Annotated in this window: 15 protein-coding genes; 4 read left to right on the forward strand and 11 right to left on the reverse strand. The window is 62.1% G+C overall.

Translation table 11 applies throughout. From position 1 onward, the window contains the following. Positions 1-2: 2 nt before the first annotated feature. The 6 genes from CCE89_RS14190 to CCE89_RS14215 form a co-directional block, all read right to left on the reverse strand. Positions 3-1,394, reverse strand: a complete 1,392-nt coding sequence (locus CCE89_RS14190; RefSeq protein ID WP_234990097.1) for an NAD(P)H-hydrate dehydratase — start codon at positions 1,392-1,394, stop codon at positions 3-5. Beyond that, positions 1,387-1,737, reverse strand: a complete 351-nt coding sequence (locus CCE89_RS14195) for a hypothetical protein (RefSeq protein WP_086438692.1) — start codon at positions 1,735-1,737, stop codon at positions 1,387-1,389. Before CCE89_RS14195 ends, CCE89_RS14190 begins: the two co-directional genes overlap by 8 nt. Positions 1,738-1,740: 3 nt before the next feature. Continuing rightward, the gene (ilvD, locus tag CCE89_RS14200; RefSeq protein WP_086438834.1) at positions 1,741-3,597 is read right to left on the reverse strand and encodes a dihydroxy-acid dehydratase; all 1,857 of its coding nucleotides are present in this window, start codon (positions 3,595-3,597) and stop codon (positions 1,741-1,743) included. Positions 3,598-3,748: 151 nt separating this feature from the next. Then, a complete protein-coding gene (locus CCE89_RS14205; RefSeq protein WP_086438693.1) occupies positions 3,749-4,483 on the reverse strand; it encodes an N-formylglutamate amidohydrolase in 735 nt (244 codons plus the stop codon). After that, positions 4,480-5,301, reverse strand: a complete 822-nt coding sequence (locus CCE89_RS14210; RefSeq protein WP_086438694.1) for a 4-(cytidine 5'-diphospho)-2-C-methyl-D-erythritol kinase — start codon at positions 5,299-5,301, stop codon at positions 4,480-4,482. Before CCE89_RS14210 ends, CCE89_RS14205 begins: the two co-directional genes overlap by 4 nt. Positions 5,302-5,574: 273 nt before the next feature. Continuing rightward, on the reverse strand, positions 5,575-7,248 hold the full coding sequence (locus tag CCE89_RS14215) for an electron transfer flavoprotein-ubiquinone oxidoreductase (protein ID WP_234990098.1): 1,674 nt from the start codon (positions 7,246-7,248) through the stop codon (positions 5,575-5,577). Positions 7,249-7,340: 92 nt separating this feature from the next. On the opposite strand from CCE89_RS14215, the gene CCE89_RS14220 reads away from it, so the two are divergent. The 4 genes from CCE89_RS14220 to CCE89_RS14235 are packed head-to-tail and all read left to right on the forward strand — an operon-like array spanning position 7,341 to position 11,527. Further along, positions 7,341-8,093, forward strand: a complete 753-nt coding sequence (locus CCE89_RS14220) for a uracil-DNA glycosylase family protein (protein ID WP_086438695.1) — start codon at positions 7,341-7,343, stop codon at positions 8,091-8,093. 47 nt (positions 8,094-8,140) lie between these two features. Beyond that, complete coding sequence (locus tag CCE89_RS14225) at positions 8,141-9,874, forward strand: lytic transglycosylase domain-containing protein (protein ID WP_200810362.1); 1,734 nt, start codon at positions 8,141-8,143, stop codon at positions 9,872-9,874. Then, positions 9,874-10,413, forward strand: a complete 540-nt coding sequence (gene moaB / locus CCE89_RS14230) for a molybdenum cofactor biosynthesis protein B (RefSeq protein ID WP_086438697.1) — start codon at positions 9,874-9,876, stop codon at positions 10,411-10,413. The genes CCE89_RS14225 and moaB overlap by 1 nt, the downstream gene beginning before the upstream one ends. Positions 10,414-10,450: 37 nt before the next feature. Continuing rightward, positions 10,451-11,527: a PA0069 family radical SAM protein gene (locus tag CCE89_RS14235; protein WP_086438698.1), complete on the forward strand. Its 1,077-nt coding sequence runs from the start codon at positions 10,451-10,453 to the stop codon at positions 11,525-11,527. A 154-nt stretch (positions 11,528-11,681) separates the two neighbouring features. Here the strand turns inward: CCE89_RS14235 and CCE89_RS14240 are convergent, their stop codons facing one another. The 5 genes from CCE89_RS14240 to dnaE form a co-directional block, all read right to left on the reverse strand. Next, complete coding sequence (locus CCE89_RS14240) at positions 11,682-12,671, reverse strand: hypothetical protein (RefSeq protein ID WP_143256054.1); 990 nt, start codon at positions 12,669-12,671, stop codon at positions 11,682-11,684. Positions 12,672-12,844: 173 nt separating this feature from the next. Further along, positions 12,845-13,279 (reverse strand): DUF1330 domain-containing protein, encoded by a 435-nt coding sequence (locus CCE89_RS14245; RefSeq protein WP_086438700.1) that lies wholly within the window; start codon positions 13,277-13,279, stop codon positions 12,845-12,847. Further along, positions 13,276-14,892, reverse strand: a complete 1,617-nt coding sequence (locus tag CCE89_RS14250) for a long-chain fatty acid--CoA ligase (RefSeq protein ID WP_234990099.1) — start codon at positions 14,890-14,892, stop codon at positions 13,276-13,278. The genes CCE89_RS14245 and CCE89_RS14250 overlap by 4 nt, the downstream gene beginning before the upstream one ends. A gap of 151 nt (positions 14,893-15,043) precedes the next feature. Next, positions 15,044-15,838, reverse strand: a complete 795-nt coding sequence (locus CCE89_RS14255) for a helix-turn-helix domain-containing protein (RefSeq protein ID WP_086438702.1) — start codon at positions 15,836-15,838, stop codon at positions 15,044-15,046. Continuing rightward, positions 15,838-19,341, reverse strand: a complete 3,504-nt coding sequence (gene dnaE / locus CCE89_RS14260) for a DNA polymerase III subunit alpha (RefSeq protein ID WP_086438703.1) — start codon at positions 19,339-19,341, stop codon at positions 15,838-15,840. Before dnaE ends, CCE89_RS14255 begins: the two co-directional genes overlap by 1 nt. Positions 19,342-19,388: the final 47 nt, after the last annotated feature.

Genomic DNA, 19,388 nt, shown 5'->3' on the forward strand with positions numbered 1-19,388 from the left:
CCTCATAGTGCGGCGGCGATAGCACCCGATACCGCATCCGCAAGCTCGTCTGCCGTAAACGCCGGTCCGCATTGCCGAGCCGCCTCGCCATGGAGCCATACCGCTTCGCGGGCAGCCTCGAATGGATCGCGTCCCGTCGCCATGCGGCTCGCTGCAATTCCCGCCAGAACATCGCCGGTTCCGGCGGTTGAAAGCCAGCTTGGAGAAGGTGTTGCGAGAGCCAATCTGCCGTCGGGCGCTGCGATAATGGTGTCAGGGCCCTTGGCGCAGACCACCATGCCGCTGACCTTGGCAAGCGCCTGCGCCCGTTCCTGCCTACCAGTAGCGACGACCGCAAATGTGCGGCAGAGTGTTTCAAGTTCCCCGTCATGCGGCGTCGCAAGAAAGCCCGCCGCTTCTCCCAGCATGTCCGGATCAAGGAGCACCAGCGCATCGGCATCAAGCACCGCCGGCCGATCATGCTTCAACACCGCGCGCAGTCGATCAGCCGCGTCGGCGTCCCGGCCCAGACCGGGGCCGGCAAGCACGGCATCAATCCGCTCATCAGCCAGATTCTGGTCGAGCGAGCCCTCGTCGATCACCAGCCCTGCAGGCGCCGCCGGATGGGAATGCGGAGCGAACAACTTCACATAGCCTGCCCCGCCCCGCATCGCGGCCTTGCTCGCCAGCAGCGCTGCGCCGGCCATTGCACCTCCCACGACCGCGCAGAGCCCGCGCTTGTATTTGTGTGCGTCATCGGCGGGTGGATTGAGCGCAGGCTTCTCGATCAGTTCCGCGGCACCGGGCGTAGCCGGGACTCCGATTTCTACGAGCCGCAATTCGCCCATGTTCGTTCTGGCGGGCAGACGCCAATGCGCAAACTTCCACGCGCCGAGAGCCAGTGTGAGATGGTAAGTGGGCAGGCGTTCGTTCAACTGGTTACCGCTATCGCTTTCGACACCGGAAGGCAGGTCGATCGCGATACGGGTGCCATGCCGCGCAGCGAGATCGCGCAGCAACAGGTGGTGCTCGGGAGAAAGCTCGCGCGTCAGGCCCGAACCGAACAGGCAATCAACCAGAACCTGACCCTTGGCATCCTTGCCCGAGCTCAGCGTATTGCCGCGAAAGGCACGGTGCGCGTTCCGCGCGGCATCGGTTTTTGGAGCGATCGGCGCGACAACCTGCACTGGAAGCCCGCGCTTGCGCAGAGTTTCCGCTATAACATAGCCATCGCCGCCATTGTTTCCGGGGCCGCACAGGACAGTGACAGAACGACTCGCCGCGACGCGCCAAACCCATTCGGCCGCGCCGGTCCCGGCAATGCGCATAAGTTCGTCGACGCTGGTGCCTTCGTCGAAGATCGCCTGCTCGGCGGCCTGCATCTGCGAAACCGTGAGAACCTGAGAGTTACTCACGGGTCGCTGTCTCCATCGGCTTCGCTGGCAGGCGGTAGCGATCTCCATCGATTGAAACTTCAAGACGGTTGCCGGAAAGATTTTGCGCCAGGGCACCAGCGCCATCGGCAGGCTCGACACCCTTGCCATCCGGAAGAAGTGTCAGCCTGCGAAAACCGCCATCGGGATGGTGAAGAATTATCTGCTGCGCGCCATCTTCGCTCGCGCGCTCCATGGTGCACACCGCTTCGAATTCTGCACCCTGCCCGAGCGCACATTCGATCGCGTCACCAGGTGTGGGCGCGCTTTCCGCGGCACATGCAACCGCACCGAACGTGGCAAAGCAGGCAAACGCAGTGCGCATATGTCAGCGCCGTTTGAGCTGCGAGATATCCCGCACCGCTCCGCGGGCCGCGCTTGTCGTCATCATCGCATAGGCCTGCAGCGCCTCGCTGACCTTGCGTTCGCGCTGTTCGGCTGGCTGGAATGCTTCGTCGCCCTTCGCCTCCATGGCTTCGCGACGCTGCGCCAGCACATCGTCCGAAACCTCGAGCATGATTGTGCGACCCGGAATATCGATCGCTATGGTGTCACCGTTCTCGACCAGAGCAATTTCACCACCTTCGGCCGCCTCGGGCGACACATGGCCGATCGACAGGCCCGACGTTCCACCCGAGAAGCGTCCGTCTGTCAGCAGAGCGCAGGCAGCACCCAGCCCCTTCGATTTGAGATAGCTGGTGGGATAGAGCATTTCCTGCATACCCGGTCCGCCACGCGGTCCTTCGTAGCGAATGACGACCACGTCGCCTTCAACCACCTGACCGGTGAGGATCGCGGTCACAGCATCGTCCTGGCTCTCGTATACCTTGGCGGGACCTGAGAACTTGAGGATGCTTTCATCCACGCCCGCGGTCTTCACGATGCAACCGTCGCGCGCGATATTTCCGTAAAGCACCGCAAGACCGCCATCCTTGCTGAAGGCATGCTCGGCGCTGCGGATCACGCCATTCTCGCGGTCGAGATCGAGTTCCGCCCAGCGACGATCCTGGCTGAAGGCGGTCTGTGTCGGCACGCCGCCCGGCGCTGCGGAATAGAGTTCGCGCACGTTGTTGTTCTTCGTACGCCCGATGTCCCAATCGTCGAGCGCATCGCCCATCGTCGGACTGTGCACGGTAGGCACGGCGGTGTGCAGCAACCCGGCTTTCTCGAGCTCCCCTAGGATCGCCATGATCCCGCCCGCCCGGTGAACGTCTTCCATGTGCACGTCCGACTTTGCCGGAGCGACTTTCGACAGGCACGGCACCTTGCGGCTCAGCCGGTCGATGTCGCGCATGGTGAAATCGATGCCCGCTTCGTGCGCAGCGGCGAGCAGGTGCAGCACGGTGTTGGTCGAACCGCCCATGGCGATGTCGAGGCTCATCGCATTCTCGAAAGCCTCGAACGTGGCGATCTTGCGCGGCAGGACGGTATCGTCATCCTCCTCGTAATACCGCTTGGCGAGCGCGACGACGAGGCGCCCTGCCCGCTCGAACAATTGCTTGCGGTCGGCGTGCGTTGCGAGAGTGGAGCCATTGCCGGGTAGCGAGAGGCCAAGCGCCTCGGTCAGGCAGTTCATCGAGTTGGCGGTAAACATGCCCGAACAAGAGCCACAGGTCGGGCAGGCATTCTGCTCGATCGCGGTGACCTCATCGTCCGAATAGGAATCGTCGGCGGCGGCAACCATGGCGTCGACGAGGTCGAGGGCGACCTCCTTGCCCTTCACCACGACCTTGCCCGCTTCCATCGGGCCGCCCGAGACGAAGACCACCGGGATGTTAAGCCGCATTGCCGCCATCAGCATCCCCGGCGTAATCTTGTCGCAGTTCGAGATGCACACCAGCGCATCGGCGCAATGGGCGTTCGTCATGTATTCGACGCTGTCCGCGATCAGGTCGCGGCTCGGCAGCGAATAGAGCATCCCGTCATGGCCCATCGCGATGCCATCATCGACAGCGATGGTGTTGAACTCCTTGGCAACGCCGCCCGCCGCCTCGACCTGCCGCGCGACCAGCTGGCCGAGATCCTTCAGATGCACATGCCCCGGCACGAACTGCGTGAAGCTGTTGGCGATGGCGATGATCGGTTTGCCGAAATCATCGTCCTTCATCCCCGTTGCGCGCCACAATCCGCGCGCGCCGGCCATGTTGCGGCCGTGGGTGGTGGTGCGGGAACGATAGGCAGGCATGCGATACTCCATTACGCTTTGGCGGCTTGCAAGGCTTTCGCAGGCCGCAATGGCAGTAAATCTATCGCAGCAACAGCCCTGCGCGAAACAGAATTTCTTGAAAGCGCCGCGTCAGCGCTTGTTTCGGGCTTTCTGGATCAGGCCCACTGCCTCAGGCCTGCGCCTTGAGCGCGAGCAGCACCCGGCCCGCAACATCGGCGACCATCGCCGCCCAGCGCGACTGCTCGGCGCGCGTTGCAATCAGGTCCTGCCTTATCTCGAGCGCGAGGTAATAGCGGCCATGCGCCTCGGCATGGCGGTTCATCGTCGCGTTCAACTGCTTGCCCGAATAGGGCTCGTTATCGCCGACATTGAGGCCGAGCTCCGAGAACAATCGGATCGCGTGACGCGCCGCGCGATCGTCTTCATTGTAGAGCAGCGCGCATTCCCACGGACGCTCCTCGTCGCTCGTCGCCAGTTCGGGCGTGAAGCTGTGCAACGAGACGATCAGTTCGGGCTGAATCTGATCGAGCCATTTGCCGAGAGCCTCATGATAGGGGCGATGATACAGCTCGAGCCGCTTCTCGATATCCGCACCGATGTTACCGGGGATGAGGTGACCGTCACTCTCGGTCGGGACGACCTTGGGATGGTCCTCCTCCCGGTGGAGATCGCAGACGAGACGGCTGACGCAGGCGATATGTGCCGCAACGCCGTGACGACGGGCGAGCCTTTCGGCGATGCCTTCGACCCCGATGTCGAGCGCGACATGCTCGTTCAGCAATTCGGCCGGTATGCCGAGGTCGATATCGTCAGGCACGAAGTTGGAGGCATGGTCGGCCACGCAGACGATTCCGCCGCGCTTGACTTCGCCGACCTGGCGATAGGGATTGTCGTCAAGGATCATCTCAAAAGACCTACCATTTGCCACCAATGCGGTTCCAGTTCCGCTAGCACCCGCGCCGCCCTGTCACGGTGCTCCACGGATTCATAGAGCGCAAAGCAGGTCGCCCCGGAACCGGACATTTCATGCATCCACGGCTCGGTATGGCCCAGCTTGGCGAGCACGTCACCGATGGCCGGGCAAATGCCGATCGCCGGCTCGCGCAGATCGTTGCGGCCTGTCTCGGCGATTTTGCGAGCCGAGCCCTTGAGGAGCGGCCCCAGATCCTCGCCGCCATTTTCGGACCAGGCCTTGAAGACCGGACCCGTGGGGAGTGGAATGCGCGGATTGACCAGCAAAACCGCCATGCCCGCCATATCGTTCTTGACCGGTTCGAGATCGGTGCCGGTGCCGCGCCCGACCGCCATTTCGCTGCGGACACAGGCGGGTACGTCTGCACCGAGGCGCGTCGCACGCTCCTCCCAGTCGTCTGGCAGTCCATGCAGATGCTCGACGATGCGGAACACCGCGCCCGCATCGGCCGAGCCGCCGCCCAGCCCCGCCGCGACGGGTAGGTTCTTTTCGAGCGTGATGTGCAGGCCCTGCGGACGCGGGAGCGAAGTCAGCGCGCGAGAGACGAGGTTGTCGAACGGATTGTCGAGCGTTCCGGCAAACTCGCCCAACGTCTCGAGCCGGTCCGCCTCGGCAGGTCGCGCGGTGAGCGTATCGCCCGCATCGACGAAGGCGAACAGCGTTTCGAGCTCGTGATAGCCGTCGTCCCGCTTGCCCCGCACATGCAGGGCAAGATTGATCTTGGCGAATGCGGTTTCGGTGAGTGTCACGCAATTGGCTTAGCGGGCGGAATGGCGCTTGTCTGCCATTCCCAACAAACTTGACACAATTGACACCCTGTCAAGCAGCCGATTTGCGCATTTCCTGTTTGAACACAGGGGCTTAATGACAAAAGGTCAACTTGACACTTTGCCTACACAAATCGCGCATTCTGGAAAACGCACAAGGAATCCGACGATGCGAAAGAGCAGCCTGTCGGATGCCAGCTTCGCGTGAAGTAGGAAAGTGATCCTCCCCGCTCGAAAAGAGGAGGATCGCCACAATCACATATTCGGATAGTTCGGTCCGCCGCCGCCTTCGGGCGTGGTCCACTCGATGTTCTGGTTCGGATCCTTGATGTCGCAGGTCTTGCAGTGGACGCAGTTCTGCGAGTTGATCTGGAACTTCATCTCGCCCGTATCTTCGTCCTCCAGCCATTCATAGACCCCGGCGGGGCAATAGCGGGCCGAAGGACCGGCGAAGACTTCCAGTTCGCTTTCCTTCTGCAATTCGAGATCGCACACCTTGAGATGGTTGCGCTGATCTTCGGCATGGTTGGTGAAGGAGAAGGCGACGTTCGTAAGCCGGTCGAAGGTGATTTCGTTATCCGGCTTGGGATAGTCGATCGGCTCGTAGAGATCGGCGCGCTGAAGCTGCTCGTAGTCGCGGTGGTGGCCCATCGAAATCGGCAGGCCGATCTTGAGCGTGCGCATCCACATGTCGATACCGCCGATGATCGTGCCCAATTCGCCGCCGAACTTGGCGACGGCAGGCTCTGCGTTCTGCACCTTCTTCAATTCGTCCGCGATCCAGCTTTCGCGCAGGGTCGCCTCGTAATCGCCGACCTCGGTGTGCTCGCTACCCGCAGCGATCGCCGCAGCGATGCTGTCTGCTGCCAGCATGCCGCTCTTCATCGCGGTATGGCTGCCCTTGATGCGCGGCACGTTGACGAAGCCCGCAGCGCAGCCGATCAGCGCGCCGCCGGGGAAGGCGAGCTTGGGCACCGACTGCCAGCCACCTTCGTTGATGGCGCGCGCGCCATAGGCCACGCGCTTGCCGCCTTCGAGATATTCGCGGATCGCCGGGTGCTGCTTCCAGCGCTGGAATTCCTGATAGGGCGAAACGTAAGGGTTCTTGTAATCGAGCGCGGTCACGAAACCGAGCGCCACCTGACCGTTTGCCTGATGATAGAGGAAGCCCCCGCCCCAGCTATCGCTTTCCGAAAGCGGCCAGCCCTGCGTGTGGATGACGCGGCCCGGCACGTGCTTGTCGGGATCGATGTCCCACAATTCCTTGATGCCGAGGCCATAGACCTGCGGCTCGCAATTCGCCTCGAGGTCGAACTTCGCCTTCATCTTCTTGGTGAGGTTGCCGCGCGCACCCTCTGCGAAGAGCGTGTATTTCGCTTCGATCTCCATGCCGGGCTGGTAATCGCCCTTGTGCGATCCATCCGCAGCGACGCCCATGTCCTGCGTGATGACGCCGGTGACAGCGCCCGCTTCATTGAACATGACTTCCGAAGCCGGGAAACCCGGGAAGACCATGACGCCCAGCGCCTCTGCCTGTTCGCCCAGCCAGCGGGTAAGATTGCCGAGCGAGCCGGTATAGCAGCCGTGATTGCTCATCAGCGGCGGCATCATAGCGTGTGGCAGCGAGTATTTCTTACCCTTCGAGAGGACCCAGTGCCAGTTGTCGGTCACCGGCGTTTCCGCCATCGGACAGTCCATCTCGCGCCATTCTGGGAAGAGCTCGTCGAGCGCCTTGGGATCGACGACCGCGCCCGAGAGGATATGCGCCCCGATTTCGCTGCCCTTTTCGAGCACGACGACCTCGAGTTCCTCGTTGATCTGTTTCAGCCGGATCGCGGCGGAGAGGCCGGCAACGCCTCCACCCACGATGACAACATCACAGGGCATCGATTCACGTTCGATATCTTCGGCGGTCGTTTCGTCTGTCATGGCGCTTTCGTCCTTGGCAAAATTCGGTGTCCAATCTTTACGCAACGCCTTGATTGCTGGGCTCTTGAAGGTCAAGACCTGCAATAGTGAGTATGACCCAGGCAAACCCCCTCGATCCGCGCGATTTTGCAGCAGCGCTCGACTGGTGGCGCGATGCCGGGGTCGATTGCGACTTCGCCGATGACGCTACGGATTGGCTGGCAGAGCCGGAGGCGGAAAAGACGCCTGAGACTGCAGCGCAATCTGGAGGTGCAGCCGCACCTGTCGCGAAACCCGCGGCACCTGAAAAAATCGATCTTTTCGCTGGCAGTCGGCCGTCAGACCTTGCCGCGTTTCACGAATGGTGGCTGACCGCGCCCGGCCTCGATCCAATCGGACCGCGTGGCCGGGTGGCACCGCGCGGGAACCCCGATGCCGATTTGATGGTCCTCGTCACCGATCCGGAAGAAAACGACGCAGAAAAACTCCTGTCCGGCCCGCAGGGGCGCTTGCTCGACCGGATGCTGACAGCAATGGGTTTTGGCGAGCAGGATTTCTACCTCGCATCGGCCCTGCCCCGCCACATGCCCCTCGCCGAAGGCAGCGCGATGGCCGACGCCGGCTATCACGAAGTGCTGATGCATCACATCGCGCTGAAAGCTCCGCACAAGATTATTGCCTTCGGCGCAAACATTTTGCCGCTTTTGGGGCACAATGCGGCGCAGGGGACTAAACCTTTACGCGAAATCAACCATGAGAGAGGCAGGGTGCCGCTTCTCGTTAGCGAGGGACTCGACAGCCTGATGGCGATGCCGCGGCTGAAGGCTCGCTTCTGGCGAAGATGGCTTGAATGGACGGACGATTGAAGATGGTACATTTGCGCGGGCGTAGAACACGTGCAGCCACAGCTTTCATGGCTCTTGCGGCCGGAATCGCCACATTCTCACCCGTTGCAGCCTCCGCCAATACCAGCGCCGAGTATTTCCGCGCCCGCATCACGGACAGCACCGTCCCCGCCCTGCTGAGCCAGGACGAGAAGGAATATTACACCAACCTCTTCCGCGCGATCGACCGCGAGCAATGGGACGAGGTCGAAACGCTGCTCCAGAACCGCAGCGAAGGGCCGCTCCACACCGTCGCCCGCGCCGAATATTACACACACGCCAATAGCCCCAAGGTGAGCGCGGAGCAGATCGCCGCCTGGCTCGAGGAAGGGACCTTGCTGCCCCAGGCCGAACAGCTCGTTCGCCTCGGCGAGAAGCGCGGGCTCGAATACGCCCCGCCCCTGCCGCAGGAACAGCGACTGGTGCGCCAGCCTTATTCGTCCAAGCGCCTCCTCCCGCGCACGGTCGAAGACGGTACGATGCCGAGCGATTTGCGCAGCGCAATCCTCGACCGGATCAAGAATGACGATCCTGACGGGGCACGCATGCTGCTCGACGGGATCGACGCGATGCTCAGTCCGCAGGCCCGCGCCGAATGGCGGCAGCGGGTCGCCTGGAGCTATTACATCGAGAACCAGGACACCGCATCGCTGAACATGGCGCAGACTGTATCAGACGGGTCTGGCGAATGGGTGGCCGAAGGCGATTGGGTCGCCGGGCTTGCGGCATGGCGCTTGGGCGATTGCGAGACCTCTGCTCGCGCCTTTGCCCGGTCGGCGAGCGGTGCGGCCAATGTGGAGCTTCGCTCAGCCGCGCATTTCTGGGCCAATCGCGCCTACACTCGCTGTCGCCAGCCCGGCGAAGCCGAGCGCCATCTCGCCTCTGCCGCGCAGTTCGACGAGACGCTCTACGGCATGCTCGCGATCGAGGCGCGAGGTCAGGACATCCCGGCGGGGCACACCACGCCCGACTTCAACAGCGCGGACTGGCAGGAGCTCCGTAGCGTGCCCAATGTGCGCACCGCGGTTTCGCTGGCGGAAATCGGGCGCACTTCGCTCGCCGATGAAGTCCTGCGCCACCAGGCACGCATCGGCGATCCTTCGCAATATGACTCGCTCTCTCGCCTCGCGCGCGATCTCGGTATGCCGCAGACGCAGCTTTGGATGGCCTATAACGCGCCATATGGCACCCGCTCCGAGCCTTCGCTGCGCTATCCGACCGCGAAGTGGAGCCCGAGCAATGGCTGGCAGGTCGACCCCGCCCTCGCCTTCGCCCATGCTCTGCAGGAATCGAACTTCCGCACCGCAGCCGTGAGCCCGGCCAACGCACGCGGGCTGATGCAGATTACACCGATCACCGTGCGACAGCACGCCGGCCGGCTGAACATGAGTGCGAGCTACGTCAATCTGAACGATCCGGAGGTCAATCTCGCCTTCGGTCAGGAAAATCTCGAGATGCTGCGCGACAGCGGCGCGACGCAGGGCCTGCTGCCGAAGATCATGGCTGCCTATAACGCTGGCCTGACGCCGGTGACCCGCTGGAACAGCGAAATCAACGATCAGGGCGATCCGCTGCTCTACATGGAATCGATCCCCTATTGGGAAACGCGCAGCTACGTTGCGATCGTAATGCGCAATTACTGGATGTACGAGCGGCAGGCGGGCGTGAAATCCTTCTCTCGTGCCGCTCTCGCTCAGGGGATGTGGCCGACCTTCCCCTATGCTAGTGGCGGGCGTGGAATACGCCTGACACGGAGCAATTGATGGCCATCGACGAAGCCCGCGAATTCAAACCCATCAACATCGCGGTACTGACGGTTTCCGACACGCGGACCGCGGAGAACGATACCTCGGGCGATATCCTCGCAGCGCGGGCGGAAAGCGCAGGTCACACGGTCGCCGCTCGGCTGATCCTGCGTGACGATGCCAGTGTCATCGCCGAGCAGCTGGATATGTGGATCGCCGATCCGAATGTCGATGCGGTGGTCTCCACCGGTGGCACCGGTCTGACCGGGCGCGACGTGACGCCCGAGGCGCTCGACCGGGTGCGTGAAGCGCACCAGGGTCGCGACATTCCGGGTTTCGGCGAGGTGTTCCGCTATCTCAGCCTGCAAACCATCGGGACCAGCACCGTCCAGTCGCGCGCCTGCGCGGTGGTGGCGGGCGGCACTTACATCTTCGCCTTGCCCGGTTCGAACGGCGCGGTGAAGGACGGTTGGGACGGCATTCTCGCCGAACAGCTCGACAGCCGAAACCGGCCCTGCAATTTCGTCGAGCTCATGCCGCGCCTCAAGGAAATCTGAGATAGACTGATGCATTTGTTCTTTGTATGTTCCGTTCATGCAAAGAGAGTCGGTCAAAGGACGCGGGGCGCAATCCGCTGAGGTTTCCACGCGGTTCGGCCTGTCCGAACGCGAGGCGGATGGCGACTGGCGCGACTGGGTGGAGACGCTGGACGGCACCCCTCCCCCGCTGCGCACCCATGTGACAGAAGAACGCCCGCGCACGATCCTCAGCTTCAACCAGTCACCCGACATCGGCTTCGACCGTTCGATCAATGCCTATCGCGGCTGCGAGCACGGCTGCGTCTATTGCTTTGCGCGCCCGACCCACGCCTATCACGACCTTTCGCCCGGACTGGACTTCGAGTCCCAGCTTTTCGTCAAGCCCAATGCGGCGGAACTGCTGCGCGAAACGCTGGCAAAGCCGAAGTACAGGCCCAAACCGATCGCCATGGGGACCAATACGGATCCCTACCAACCGATCGAGCGGCGCTACCGCATCACGCGCTCCGTGCTGGAGGTGTGCCTCGATGCGCGCCATCCGGTGACGATCACGACCAAGTCGGACAGGGTGGTGGACGATATCGACCTGCTCGCCGAAATGGCAAAGCAGCGGCTGGTGGCGGTGGCGATTTCGGTAACGAGCCTCGACCCGAAGCTTTCGGGTAAGCTCGAACCGCGCGCAGCTGCGCCTGCCAAGCGACTCATTGCGCTGGGAAAACTGGCCGAGGCGGGCATACCCACCCATTGCTCGGTCGCGCCGGTCATCCCCGCCATAACAGACGAGTTCATGGAGGAGATCGTCCAGCGCGCAGCAGCGCTGGGCGTTGATAGCTGCGGGTGGATACCCTTGCGCCTGCCGCATGAAGTCTCGCCATTATTTCGCGAGTGGCTGGAAGTTCACTTTCCCGACCGCGCGGGCAAGGTGATGAGCATCGTGCAATCGATCCGGAGCGGCAAGGACAACGACCCCAATTTCTTCTCCCGCCTCAGGCCGACGGGCGTGTGGGCGGACCTGTTCCGCTCGCGGTTTAGGGTGGCGTGCAAACGGGCGGGGCTGGGAAAGGCGAAGTTCGAGCTCGATTGCACGAAGTTCAGACCGCCTGAGGTCGGCGGCCAGATGCGCTTGCTGTAATGTCCGAATGTGGGGGTGGAAAGCCGACGCTCACACTTGTCTAGAATGAGCCTTCTGCGGCTAAAAACGTCATACAATCACGAGACTGCGCTGCGTTGGCCAATAAGGTTTATGACTAGAGCAGTGCGCCTGCCTTTCTTGCCGGGAAAGCTAGTTAATTTGCCTGCATGGGCGGGCAGTCTTTGGGCATCCAGTCGTAGCCTGCATTGATATTGAACCCTTCTTTTCTCCCCACCTTTTCAATGGGACCGCCGAAAGGGGTGACAGCCAGAGACGCACCACCGCTACCAGTTTCTAGGTGGAATAAAGTGTCGCCTCTGCAGTTGAATGTGAAATTGTAACCGAACCCAGCAAAGGGTATGTCGACCTTCTGGCCATCGATAAGACTGTAAAAGCTAGGCTGCGCGCCTTCACTTTGAACGAACAGAGGAGGATAGCCGCCTTGTGCCCGGCCAGCGTCGCCAACGCCATCAACTGACTGTGTGACCGCCGGTCCTGGAGCATTTTGACTGCCAAGGGTGTGAATATAAACTCCCTCCGTGATGACACCCTGCGGACTACCGAATATGACGACTTTGTCGTTATCCTCCGGGTGAAAAGTGACAGTCCGCAATGTCCAACCAAGGAGTGCTGGTTCCGACTGAAAAGCTTCACACGCAAGCTCTGTCGGGTGAATGATGCAAACGCTCAGAACCGGATCTCCGGCACTATCCGCTTCGAGGTAGGCCATGCGCGTCCCGTCTGGAGAGAAGGACGGCGGCCCGAGACCAAGCGAGTTCGAGTGAACTGGTTGGGGCGCAGTTATGGAAAAGCCGTTCTCAGCAGACCAAGACTGGAGCATTATCGTGTCGAAGCCGACGAGAGTTGCAATAAGGCCGGCACTGTCGACCGAGAGCTGAGGAGACCGGATTTCGTCGGCCTCATAAGCGATGACTTCGGCGGAAAAGTCTCTGTTTTTAAGCACGAGCTGATCAGGTTTATTGCGGCCGCCGAGCCTAATTCCCGCAAACTCAGGATCGAAAGCTGCCGGAGGATCGTCTCCTCCATTGCCACCACCATTACCCTTGTCCGGCGGAGGTTTGGCGAATGCGGTTGCAGAGAGAGCTGCACACAGCAGCAATGCGAGTGGTCGGGAAGTTTTCATCGACGTGCCTCACCAGTAAAGATCAGTAGATCTCTTGTCGCTGGCGACCCGAATGACCACGTTTTAGCATGAATTGTCGCAAACCCAAAATTGGCCGCCCAGCCGCGAGGACTGCTTCATTTGAGCGAAAGTTATCGTTCGTCCGAATGTCTGCTTTCGGGTCGTTAGCGGACCTAACCAAACCCGTCCCCGCCCTCGCCCGGCTTGAAACGGATCAGCCGGCTGTCGACCAGCGCGGCAGTGCGGTTGACCACCGCCTTCTGATAGTCCGGGTCCTTGATCATCTCGAAGAATGCGCCCGAGTTCGGATATTGCGCCACAAAACCATCGTGCCACTGGCGGTCATCCGGCCCCGTCACCATCGTCTGGAACGCGCCGCGCCACACGATGCTGCCGCCCACGCGGCGGAAGATCGGACCGCTGGTCTTGCCATATTCCTCATAAGCGCGCCGACCGCTCCAGCCATTGCCGTGATGCTCATGTCCTTCGGGGTATTCGGCTAGGTCGCGGTAGAGCAGCAGGTTGAGCATATGGATCGGCTCGTCACGCGGGAGGTCCTTGAACGCCTGGAAGTTTACCGGCGATGGGTCGATGTAGACGTCGCTCATGAAGCATCCTCCAGCTTGTAATCGGCGAACTGGTCGCGCAGATCCTTCTTCGAAATCTTGCCCGTCGCGGTGTGTGGAATCTCGTCGATGAACTCGACCGCGTCGGGCAGCCACCACTTGGCTACCTTGTCCGCGAGGAACTCGATAACCTCGCCCGAGGTCACTTCCGCACCTTCTTTCTTTACGACGAAGAGTACCGGGCGTTCGTCCCACTTCGGGTGGTACATGCCAACGGCAGCAGCTTCCGCCACAGCGGGATGGCCAACAGCTGCGTTTTCGAGCTCGACCGAGCTGATCCATTCACCGCCGGACTTGATCACGTCCTTCGTGCGGTCGGTCAGTTGCAGAGTCCCGTCGGGATGGATGATGCCGACGTCGCCGGTGTCGAACCAACCGTCATTGTTCACCGCGTCCTTCTCCGCCTTGAAGTAACGCTTGATGATCCACGGACCGCGGATCTGCAGCGCGCCCGAGCTTTCGCCATCGCGCGGCAGCTCGGTCATCATGTCGTCCAGATCCACCGTGCGCAGCTCCACGCCGAAGATCGGGCGGCCCTGCATCGCGGTCTTGGCGACTTTCTCTTCGAAACTGAGCTCGTCCCAGTTCCAGGTCGGTCCGCCAACGGTTCCGATGGGGCTGGTCTCGGTCATGCCCCAGGCATGCTGGACGCGCGTGCCGTTCTTCATCAGCCGCTCGATCATGAACTTCGGGCAGGCCGAGCCACCGATGGTCGCGGCCTTCAAGGGCGGCAGGTCGAGGCCTTCCTTGTCGCAATACTGGAAATGCGCGAGCCAGACGGTCGGCACACCGGCGCTATCGGTCACACCTTCGCGGATCATCAGTTCATGCAGCACCGCCGGATCGTTGACCGCGCTGAACACGAACTTGATGCCCGCCATCGCGCCGGCATAGGGCAGCCCCCAGCTGGCCGCGTGGAACATCGGGACGACCGGCAACATGACGGACGAAGCGCTGAAGTTGAACGCCGAGGGCTGCAAGCCAGCGAGAGCATGCATCATCGTCGAACGGTGCTCGTATTGCACGCCCTTGGGATTGCCCGTGGTGCCAGAGGTGTAGCAGATCATGCAGGGATCGGTTTCCGCGCCGCCGACCCATTCGAAGTCGCCGTCCTGCTCCCCGATCCAGTCTTCGAAGGCGGGCGCATGCTCGCCGCTGTCATAGCAGATGTAATGTTCGACCGTGGTCCAGCGGGACTTCATCCGGTCGACGATCGGCTGGAACGCGGCGTCGTAGCACAGCACCTTGTCCTCGGCGTGGTTGACGATGTACTCGAGCTGGTCGTCGAACAGGCGCGGGTTCACCGTGTGGAGCACGCCGCCCATGCCAGCGACACCGTACCAGCTGACGAGGTGGCGCGAGTGGTTCATGGCGAGGCTTGCCACGCGGTCGCCCTTCTTGATCCCCAGCGCCAGAAGCGCCTGCGCCATCTTCTTCGCATCGCGTTTGATTTCAGCCCAGTTGGTGCGGGTCTCGCTGCCATCTGCCCAGCGGGTCACGATCTCGCGCTCACCCGCCTCGCGTGCGGCGTGATCGATCACGTGCGTGATCCGCATGGTCCAGTCCTGCATCGCTCCCAAAGGTGCTGTGGCCATTGCTCGTCCTCTCCTTGATACGTTTGCGCTTTTCATGCCCATAGACACGCCGATTGGCAATCGTTCAGGTTGAGAGGATTTCGCAAGCTGAAAGGGGGGCGGTAACTCGCCCCCCTTTCGCGGTATTCATCTGAGTTAAGGAATGGTCGGGTCAGGCGCCGGGCCGAACGAAGTATCCCACCACTTCCCAGCCATCGTCGCCCATCAGCATGACGACGGTCTCGATCGCAGGCTTCTCCACCGCGGCAAACTTGGTCGTGAACTGCAGCACCTCGTATTCGCCTTCGGGCGCACCCGGAAGCGTGGAGGCACGGTTCACGTTCGAAAGTTCACGAGAGGTGACTGCACCAAGCGGCTGCCGCACCGGCTTCCCTTGCGCGGCCCATTGATCGGCGCTGATCTGCGACTGGAAATAGGGGCCGGCCCTGTCCCAGCTTTCCTGCCAATTGCCCTGATCGACCGCTGCGAGGAAATACTCTGCGCGAGGCAGAGAGGCGGGATCTTCAACAGCGCTCTTTTCGGCTGCGACTTCGGTTTTTGCGGCGGCAGGCGCCTGGTCGCCGGATGTGTACATGAGGCCAAGGACGGCGGCAGCAATCAGTATCGACATGATGAGCATTCCTCCTGCGAGCCAAGTGAGGCCGAAAGGCCCCGCTCGCTTCGTGTTGATGAGGCCTGCATTGTCACCGCTGTCCGCTTGCGGCGCGATCCCAATTGATGTGTGTGCAGGATTTTGGGGTGCCTTTTCCTCGGCATCCCCCAAGATTCTTGCGGCCTCGCGGCTGCTCGACACATTCAATTTGCGGCGCGCATTGCGGAGGCGATCGTTGACCGTGTGGACCGAAATATCGAGTTCATTCGCGCTCGATTTGGCGTCGTGGCCGGCGAGGAGCAGGCGCAGCGCTTCCTTCTCCTTGTCGGTGAGGTCGGCCAGCCCCTCGTTCATTACGCGACGAGACGCAGCCGCGCCTTACTGCGAAGCGGCTTGAGCTCGACCTTGTCGATGCCTTCGATCGCCGAAAGCCGCTCTGCGAGACCTCCATCGAGATGGAAATTACGGCCGAGCCGCAATTGCGGGCTGGCACCATCGGGCAACAGGAGGCTGACGATCACTTCGCCCTGCCCTTCATCGTCCTGGCCTTCCGCGCTCGCCACAAGCTCGAGCTTGAGGTCGGTCAGTGCCTCGACACTGAGCACGTCGAGCGTCAGCTGCATCCGGGTGCCGCCCTTGACCTCATCGAGCGGGCGCGCGCCGCGCACGGTTATGCGCGGGGCATCGCCGGGATTGGGAGCGTCGAGTTCGACTGTCAGCAACAGGCAGGCACCGTCTTTCGCCCATTGTTCGAATGCGGGGACGAGGCTTTCCTCGAAACACGCCGCTGAAAATTGCCCGGTGGTATCGGAGAAATCCGCGCGCACATAGTCCGCGCCGCGCTTGGTCCGAAGCTTGGCATAACCTTCGACCATGGCCGCCATGACAGCCGAGGAGCGTCCGCCCGGTGTCGCGCCCCCTTCCATCAGGCTCTGATAGGTGCGCGCGCCGTTAGCCGAGGCAACCGGCCAGAATTGCTGCACGGGGTGGGCAGAGAAATAGAAACCGAAGTTCTCACGTTCCTTCGCCATCCGGTCGGTGCGGCTCCACGGCTCGACCTCCTTGAGGCGGAGCGTATCCTCTGCTTCTCCCTCGCCACCGAACAGCCCCGCCTGCCCGCTCGAACGCTCGCGCTCTGCCGCATCCGCGACGGCAAGCAGCATGTCGGCATTCTCGAAGACCTTCGCCCGGTCCGGTTCAAGCGCATCAAGTGCTCCGGCAGCGGCCAAGCCTTCAAGCTGGCGCGAGTTCATCGCACCCTTGGGCATCCGCTCGAAGAGATCCTGCAGGCTGGTGTACGGCCCGCTCCCCTGACGCTCGGCAACCACCGCCTCCATCGCCTTCTCACCGACATTGCGGATACCGGCCAGCGCATAGCGCACGGCATAGCCAGTGTCGGTTGCCTCGACCGTGAAACGCGCTTCGGACGCGTTCACGCAAGGTGGCAACACCTCAATCCCGCCGCTTGTGCCGGGATAGCGCCGCGCATCGTCGACGAAAATCGCGAGCTTTTCCGACTGATGGATGTCGAAGCACATCGAGGCGGCGTAGAACTCTTCCGGATAATGCGCCTTCAACCACGCGGTCTGGTAGGCGAGCAAGGCGTAGGCCGCGGCGTGCGATTTGTTGAAGCCGTAGCCTGCAAACTTGTCGATCAAGTCGAACAGCTCGTTCGCGCGCTTCGGCTCGATTCCGGATACTCTCTTGCAGCCTTCGACGAAGCGCTCGCGCTGCGCGTCCATTTCCGCCTGGACTTTCTTGCCCATCGCGCGGCGCAGCAAGTCAGCATCGCCGAGCGAATATCCGGCGAGGATCTGAGCGGCCTGCATGACCTGTTCCTGATAGACGAAAATCCCGTAGGTCTCGGCCAGAATGCCTTCGAGTTTCGGATGCGGGTACTCGATCGGCACTTCGCCAGCCTTGCGCTGGCCGAACAGCGGGATGTTGTCCATCGGCCCCGGGCGATAGAGCGAGACGAGCGCGATGATGTCGCCGAAATTGGTCGGCTTCACCGCCGTCAGCGTGCGCCGCATTCCTTCCGATTCCAGCTGGAAGACGCCGACCGTGTTTCCCGACTGCATAAGGTCGTAAACCGCGGTATCGTCGAGCGGCAGCGTCGAGAGGTCGAGCTCGATCCCGCGCTTCTCGAGCAGCTTCACCGCCTTCTGCAACACCGAGAGCGTCTTCAGCCCGAGGAAGTCGAACTTTACGAGGCCCGAGCTCTCGACATTCTTCATGTCGTATTGCGTCACCGGCATGTCCGAACGCGGATCGCGGTAGAGCGGCACGAGCTGCGCCAGCGGACGGTCGCCGATCACCACACCGGCGGCGTGGGTCGAGCTGTTGCGCGGTAGACCTTCGAGCTGGAGCGCCAGATCGACGAGGCGCTTCACTTCGTTGTCATTGTCATATTCGTGCTTGAAATCGGCGGCCCCATTGAGCGCGCGCGGCAGCGTCCACGGATCGGTCGGATGGTTGGGCACCATCTTGCAGAGCCGGTCGACGTGGCCATAGCTCATCTGCAGGATGCGCCCGCAGTCGCGCAGCACGGCGCGCGCCTTCATCTTGCCGAAGGTGATGATCTGCGCGACGTGATCGTGGCCGTACTTGCGCTGCACATAGCGGATCACTTCGCCCCGCCGCGTTTCGCAGAAGTCGATGTCGAAGTCGGGCATCGACACACGTTCGGGATTGAGGAAGCGCTCGAACAGCAGGCCGAGCTTGATCGGGTCGAGATCGGTGATGGTCAGCGCCCATGCGACCAGCGAGCCTGCACCCGAACCACGGCCCGGCCCAACCGGAATGTCGTGATCCTTGGCCCATTTGATGAAGTCGGCAACGATCAGGAAGTAGCCGGGAAAGCCCATCTCGTTGATGATCCCGACCTCGAAATCGAGCCGGTCGAAATAGACCTTGCGCTCTTCCTCCGACATCTCGCCATAGGGTTCGAGCCGCGCCTCCAGCCCCTTGCGCGCGTCCTCGGCCAGCATTCTGGCCTCGCCTTCGAGGTCGCCTGCAAGGCTCGGCAGGATGGGATCGCGATAGGGCGGCGCATAGGCGCAACGCTGCGCGATCACGAGCGTGTTGGCGGTCGCTTCCGGCAGGTCGGCAAAGGCCTCCTCCATCATCGGCGCCGATTTCACGAAGGCCTGTCGGTTCGAATGCGGACGCTCCTCCGCCTCGATATGGGTCGAGTTCGCTATGCACAGCATGGCGTCATGCGCCTTGTACATATGCGGCTCGGCGAAATTGGCGGGATTTGTGGCAACCAGCGGCAGATCGCGCGCATAGGCGAGGTCGATCAGAGCCTCTTCGGCGCGCTCGGCGGCCGGATCGCCGTTGCGGGCAAGCTCGATGTAGAGCCGCTCCGGGAAGAGCGCATGCAAGCGGTCGCACAGCGCCTCGCCATGGTTCATCTGCCCTTCTGCAAGGAGCTGCGTCAGCGCGCCGTCCCCCGCTCCCGTCAGCGCGATCAGGCCATCGGTATGGCCGTTGAGGTCTTCCAGCTGGACATGCGGTTCGAACTCGAGCGGGCGCTCGAGATGCGCCTTCGACACGAGGTGGCAGAGATTGTCATAACCCGCCTCGTCCTGCGCATAGAGCGGCAGATAGTCGACCTGGCGGCCTTCCTCGTCGCGCGCCACGCCCAGCAGCGTGCCGATGATCGGCTGGATGCCCTCGGCCTTGCAGGCGCCCGCAAACATGACCGCGCCATACAGGCCGTTGCGGTCGCAGATCGCGATGGCGGGAAAGCCGCGCTCCTTCGCCAGCTTGGCAATCGCCTTGGGATCGATGGCTCCTTCGAGCATCGAATAGGACGAGAGCACACGCAGCGGGACAAAGGGGGCGAAAGGCATCGGTCGAATATGAGAAGTTCGCGCGTGATTCTCCAGCGCTTTGGCGC

Source organism: Altererythrobacter xiamenensis, from assembly GCF_900177715.1.
In the GTDB taxonomy this organism is placed as follows: Bacteria; Pseudomonadota; Alphaproteobacteria; order Sphingomonadales; family Sphingomonadaceae; genus Erythrobacter; species Erythrobacter xiamenensis.

Coding starts and splice junctions, on each gene's coding strand:
- CCE89_RS14225 (WP_200810362.1), top strand. CDS start 8,141: ATGGCTCTTGCGGCCGGAATCGCCACATTCTCACCCGTTGCAGCCTCC.
- ilvD (WP_086438834.1), bottom strand. CDS start 3,597: ATGCCTGCCTATCGTTCCCGCACCACCACCCACGGCCGCAACATGGCC.
- CCE89_RS14195 (WP_086438692.1), bottom strand. CDS start 1,737: ATGCGCACTGCGTTTGCCTGCTTTGCCACGTTCGGTGCGGTTGCATGT.
- CCE89_RS14250 (WP_234990099.1), bottom strand. CDS start 14,892: ATGGCCACAGCACCTTTGGGAGCGATGCAGGACTGGACCATGCGGATC.
- CCE89_RS14215 (WP_234990098.1), bottom strand. CDS start 7,248: ATGACAGACGAAACGACCGCCGAAGATATCGAACGTGAATCGATGCCC.
- CCE89_RS14235 (WP_086438698.1), top strand. CDS start 10,451: ATGCAAAGAGAGTCGGTCAAAGGACGCGGGGCGCAATCCGCTGAGGTT.
- CCE89_RS14255 (WP_086438702.1), bottom strand. CDS start 15,838: ATGAACGAGGGGCTGGCCGACCTCACCGACAAGGAGAAGGAAGCGCTG.
- CCE89_RS14205 (WP_086438693.1), bottom strand. CDS start 4,483: ATGATCCTTGACGACAATCCCTATCGCCAGGTCGGCGAAGTCAAGCGC.
- moaB (WP_086438697.1), top strand. CDS start 9,874: ATGGCCATCGACGAAGCCCGCGAATTCAAACCCATCAACATCGCGGTA.
- dnaE (WP_086438703.1), bottom strand. CDS start 19,341: ATGCCTTTCGCCCCCTTTGTCCCGCTGCGTGTGCTCTCGTCCTATTCG.
- CCE89_RS14245 (WP_086438700.1), bottom strand. CDS start 13,279: ATGAGCGACGTCTACATCGACCCATCGCCGGTAAACTTCCAGGCGTTC.
- CCE89_RS14220 (WP_086438695.1), top strand. CDS start 7,341: ATGACCCAGGCAAACCCCCTCGATCCGCGCGATTTTGCAGCAGCGCTC.
- CCE89_RS14240 (WP_143256054.1), bottom strand. CDS start 12,671: ATGAAAACTTCCCGACCACTCGCATTGCTGCTGTGTGCAGCTCTCTCT.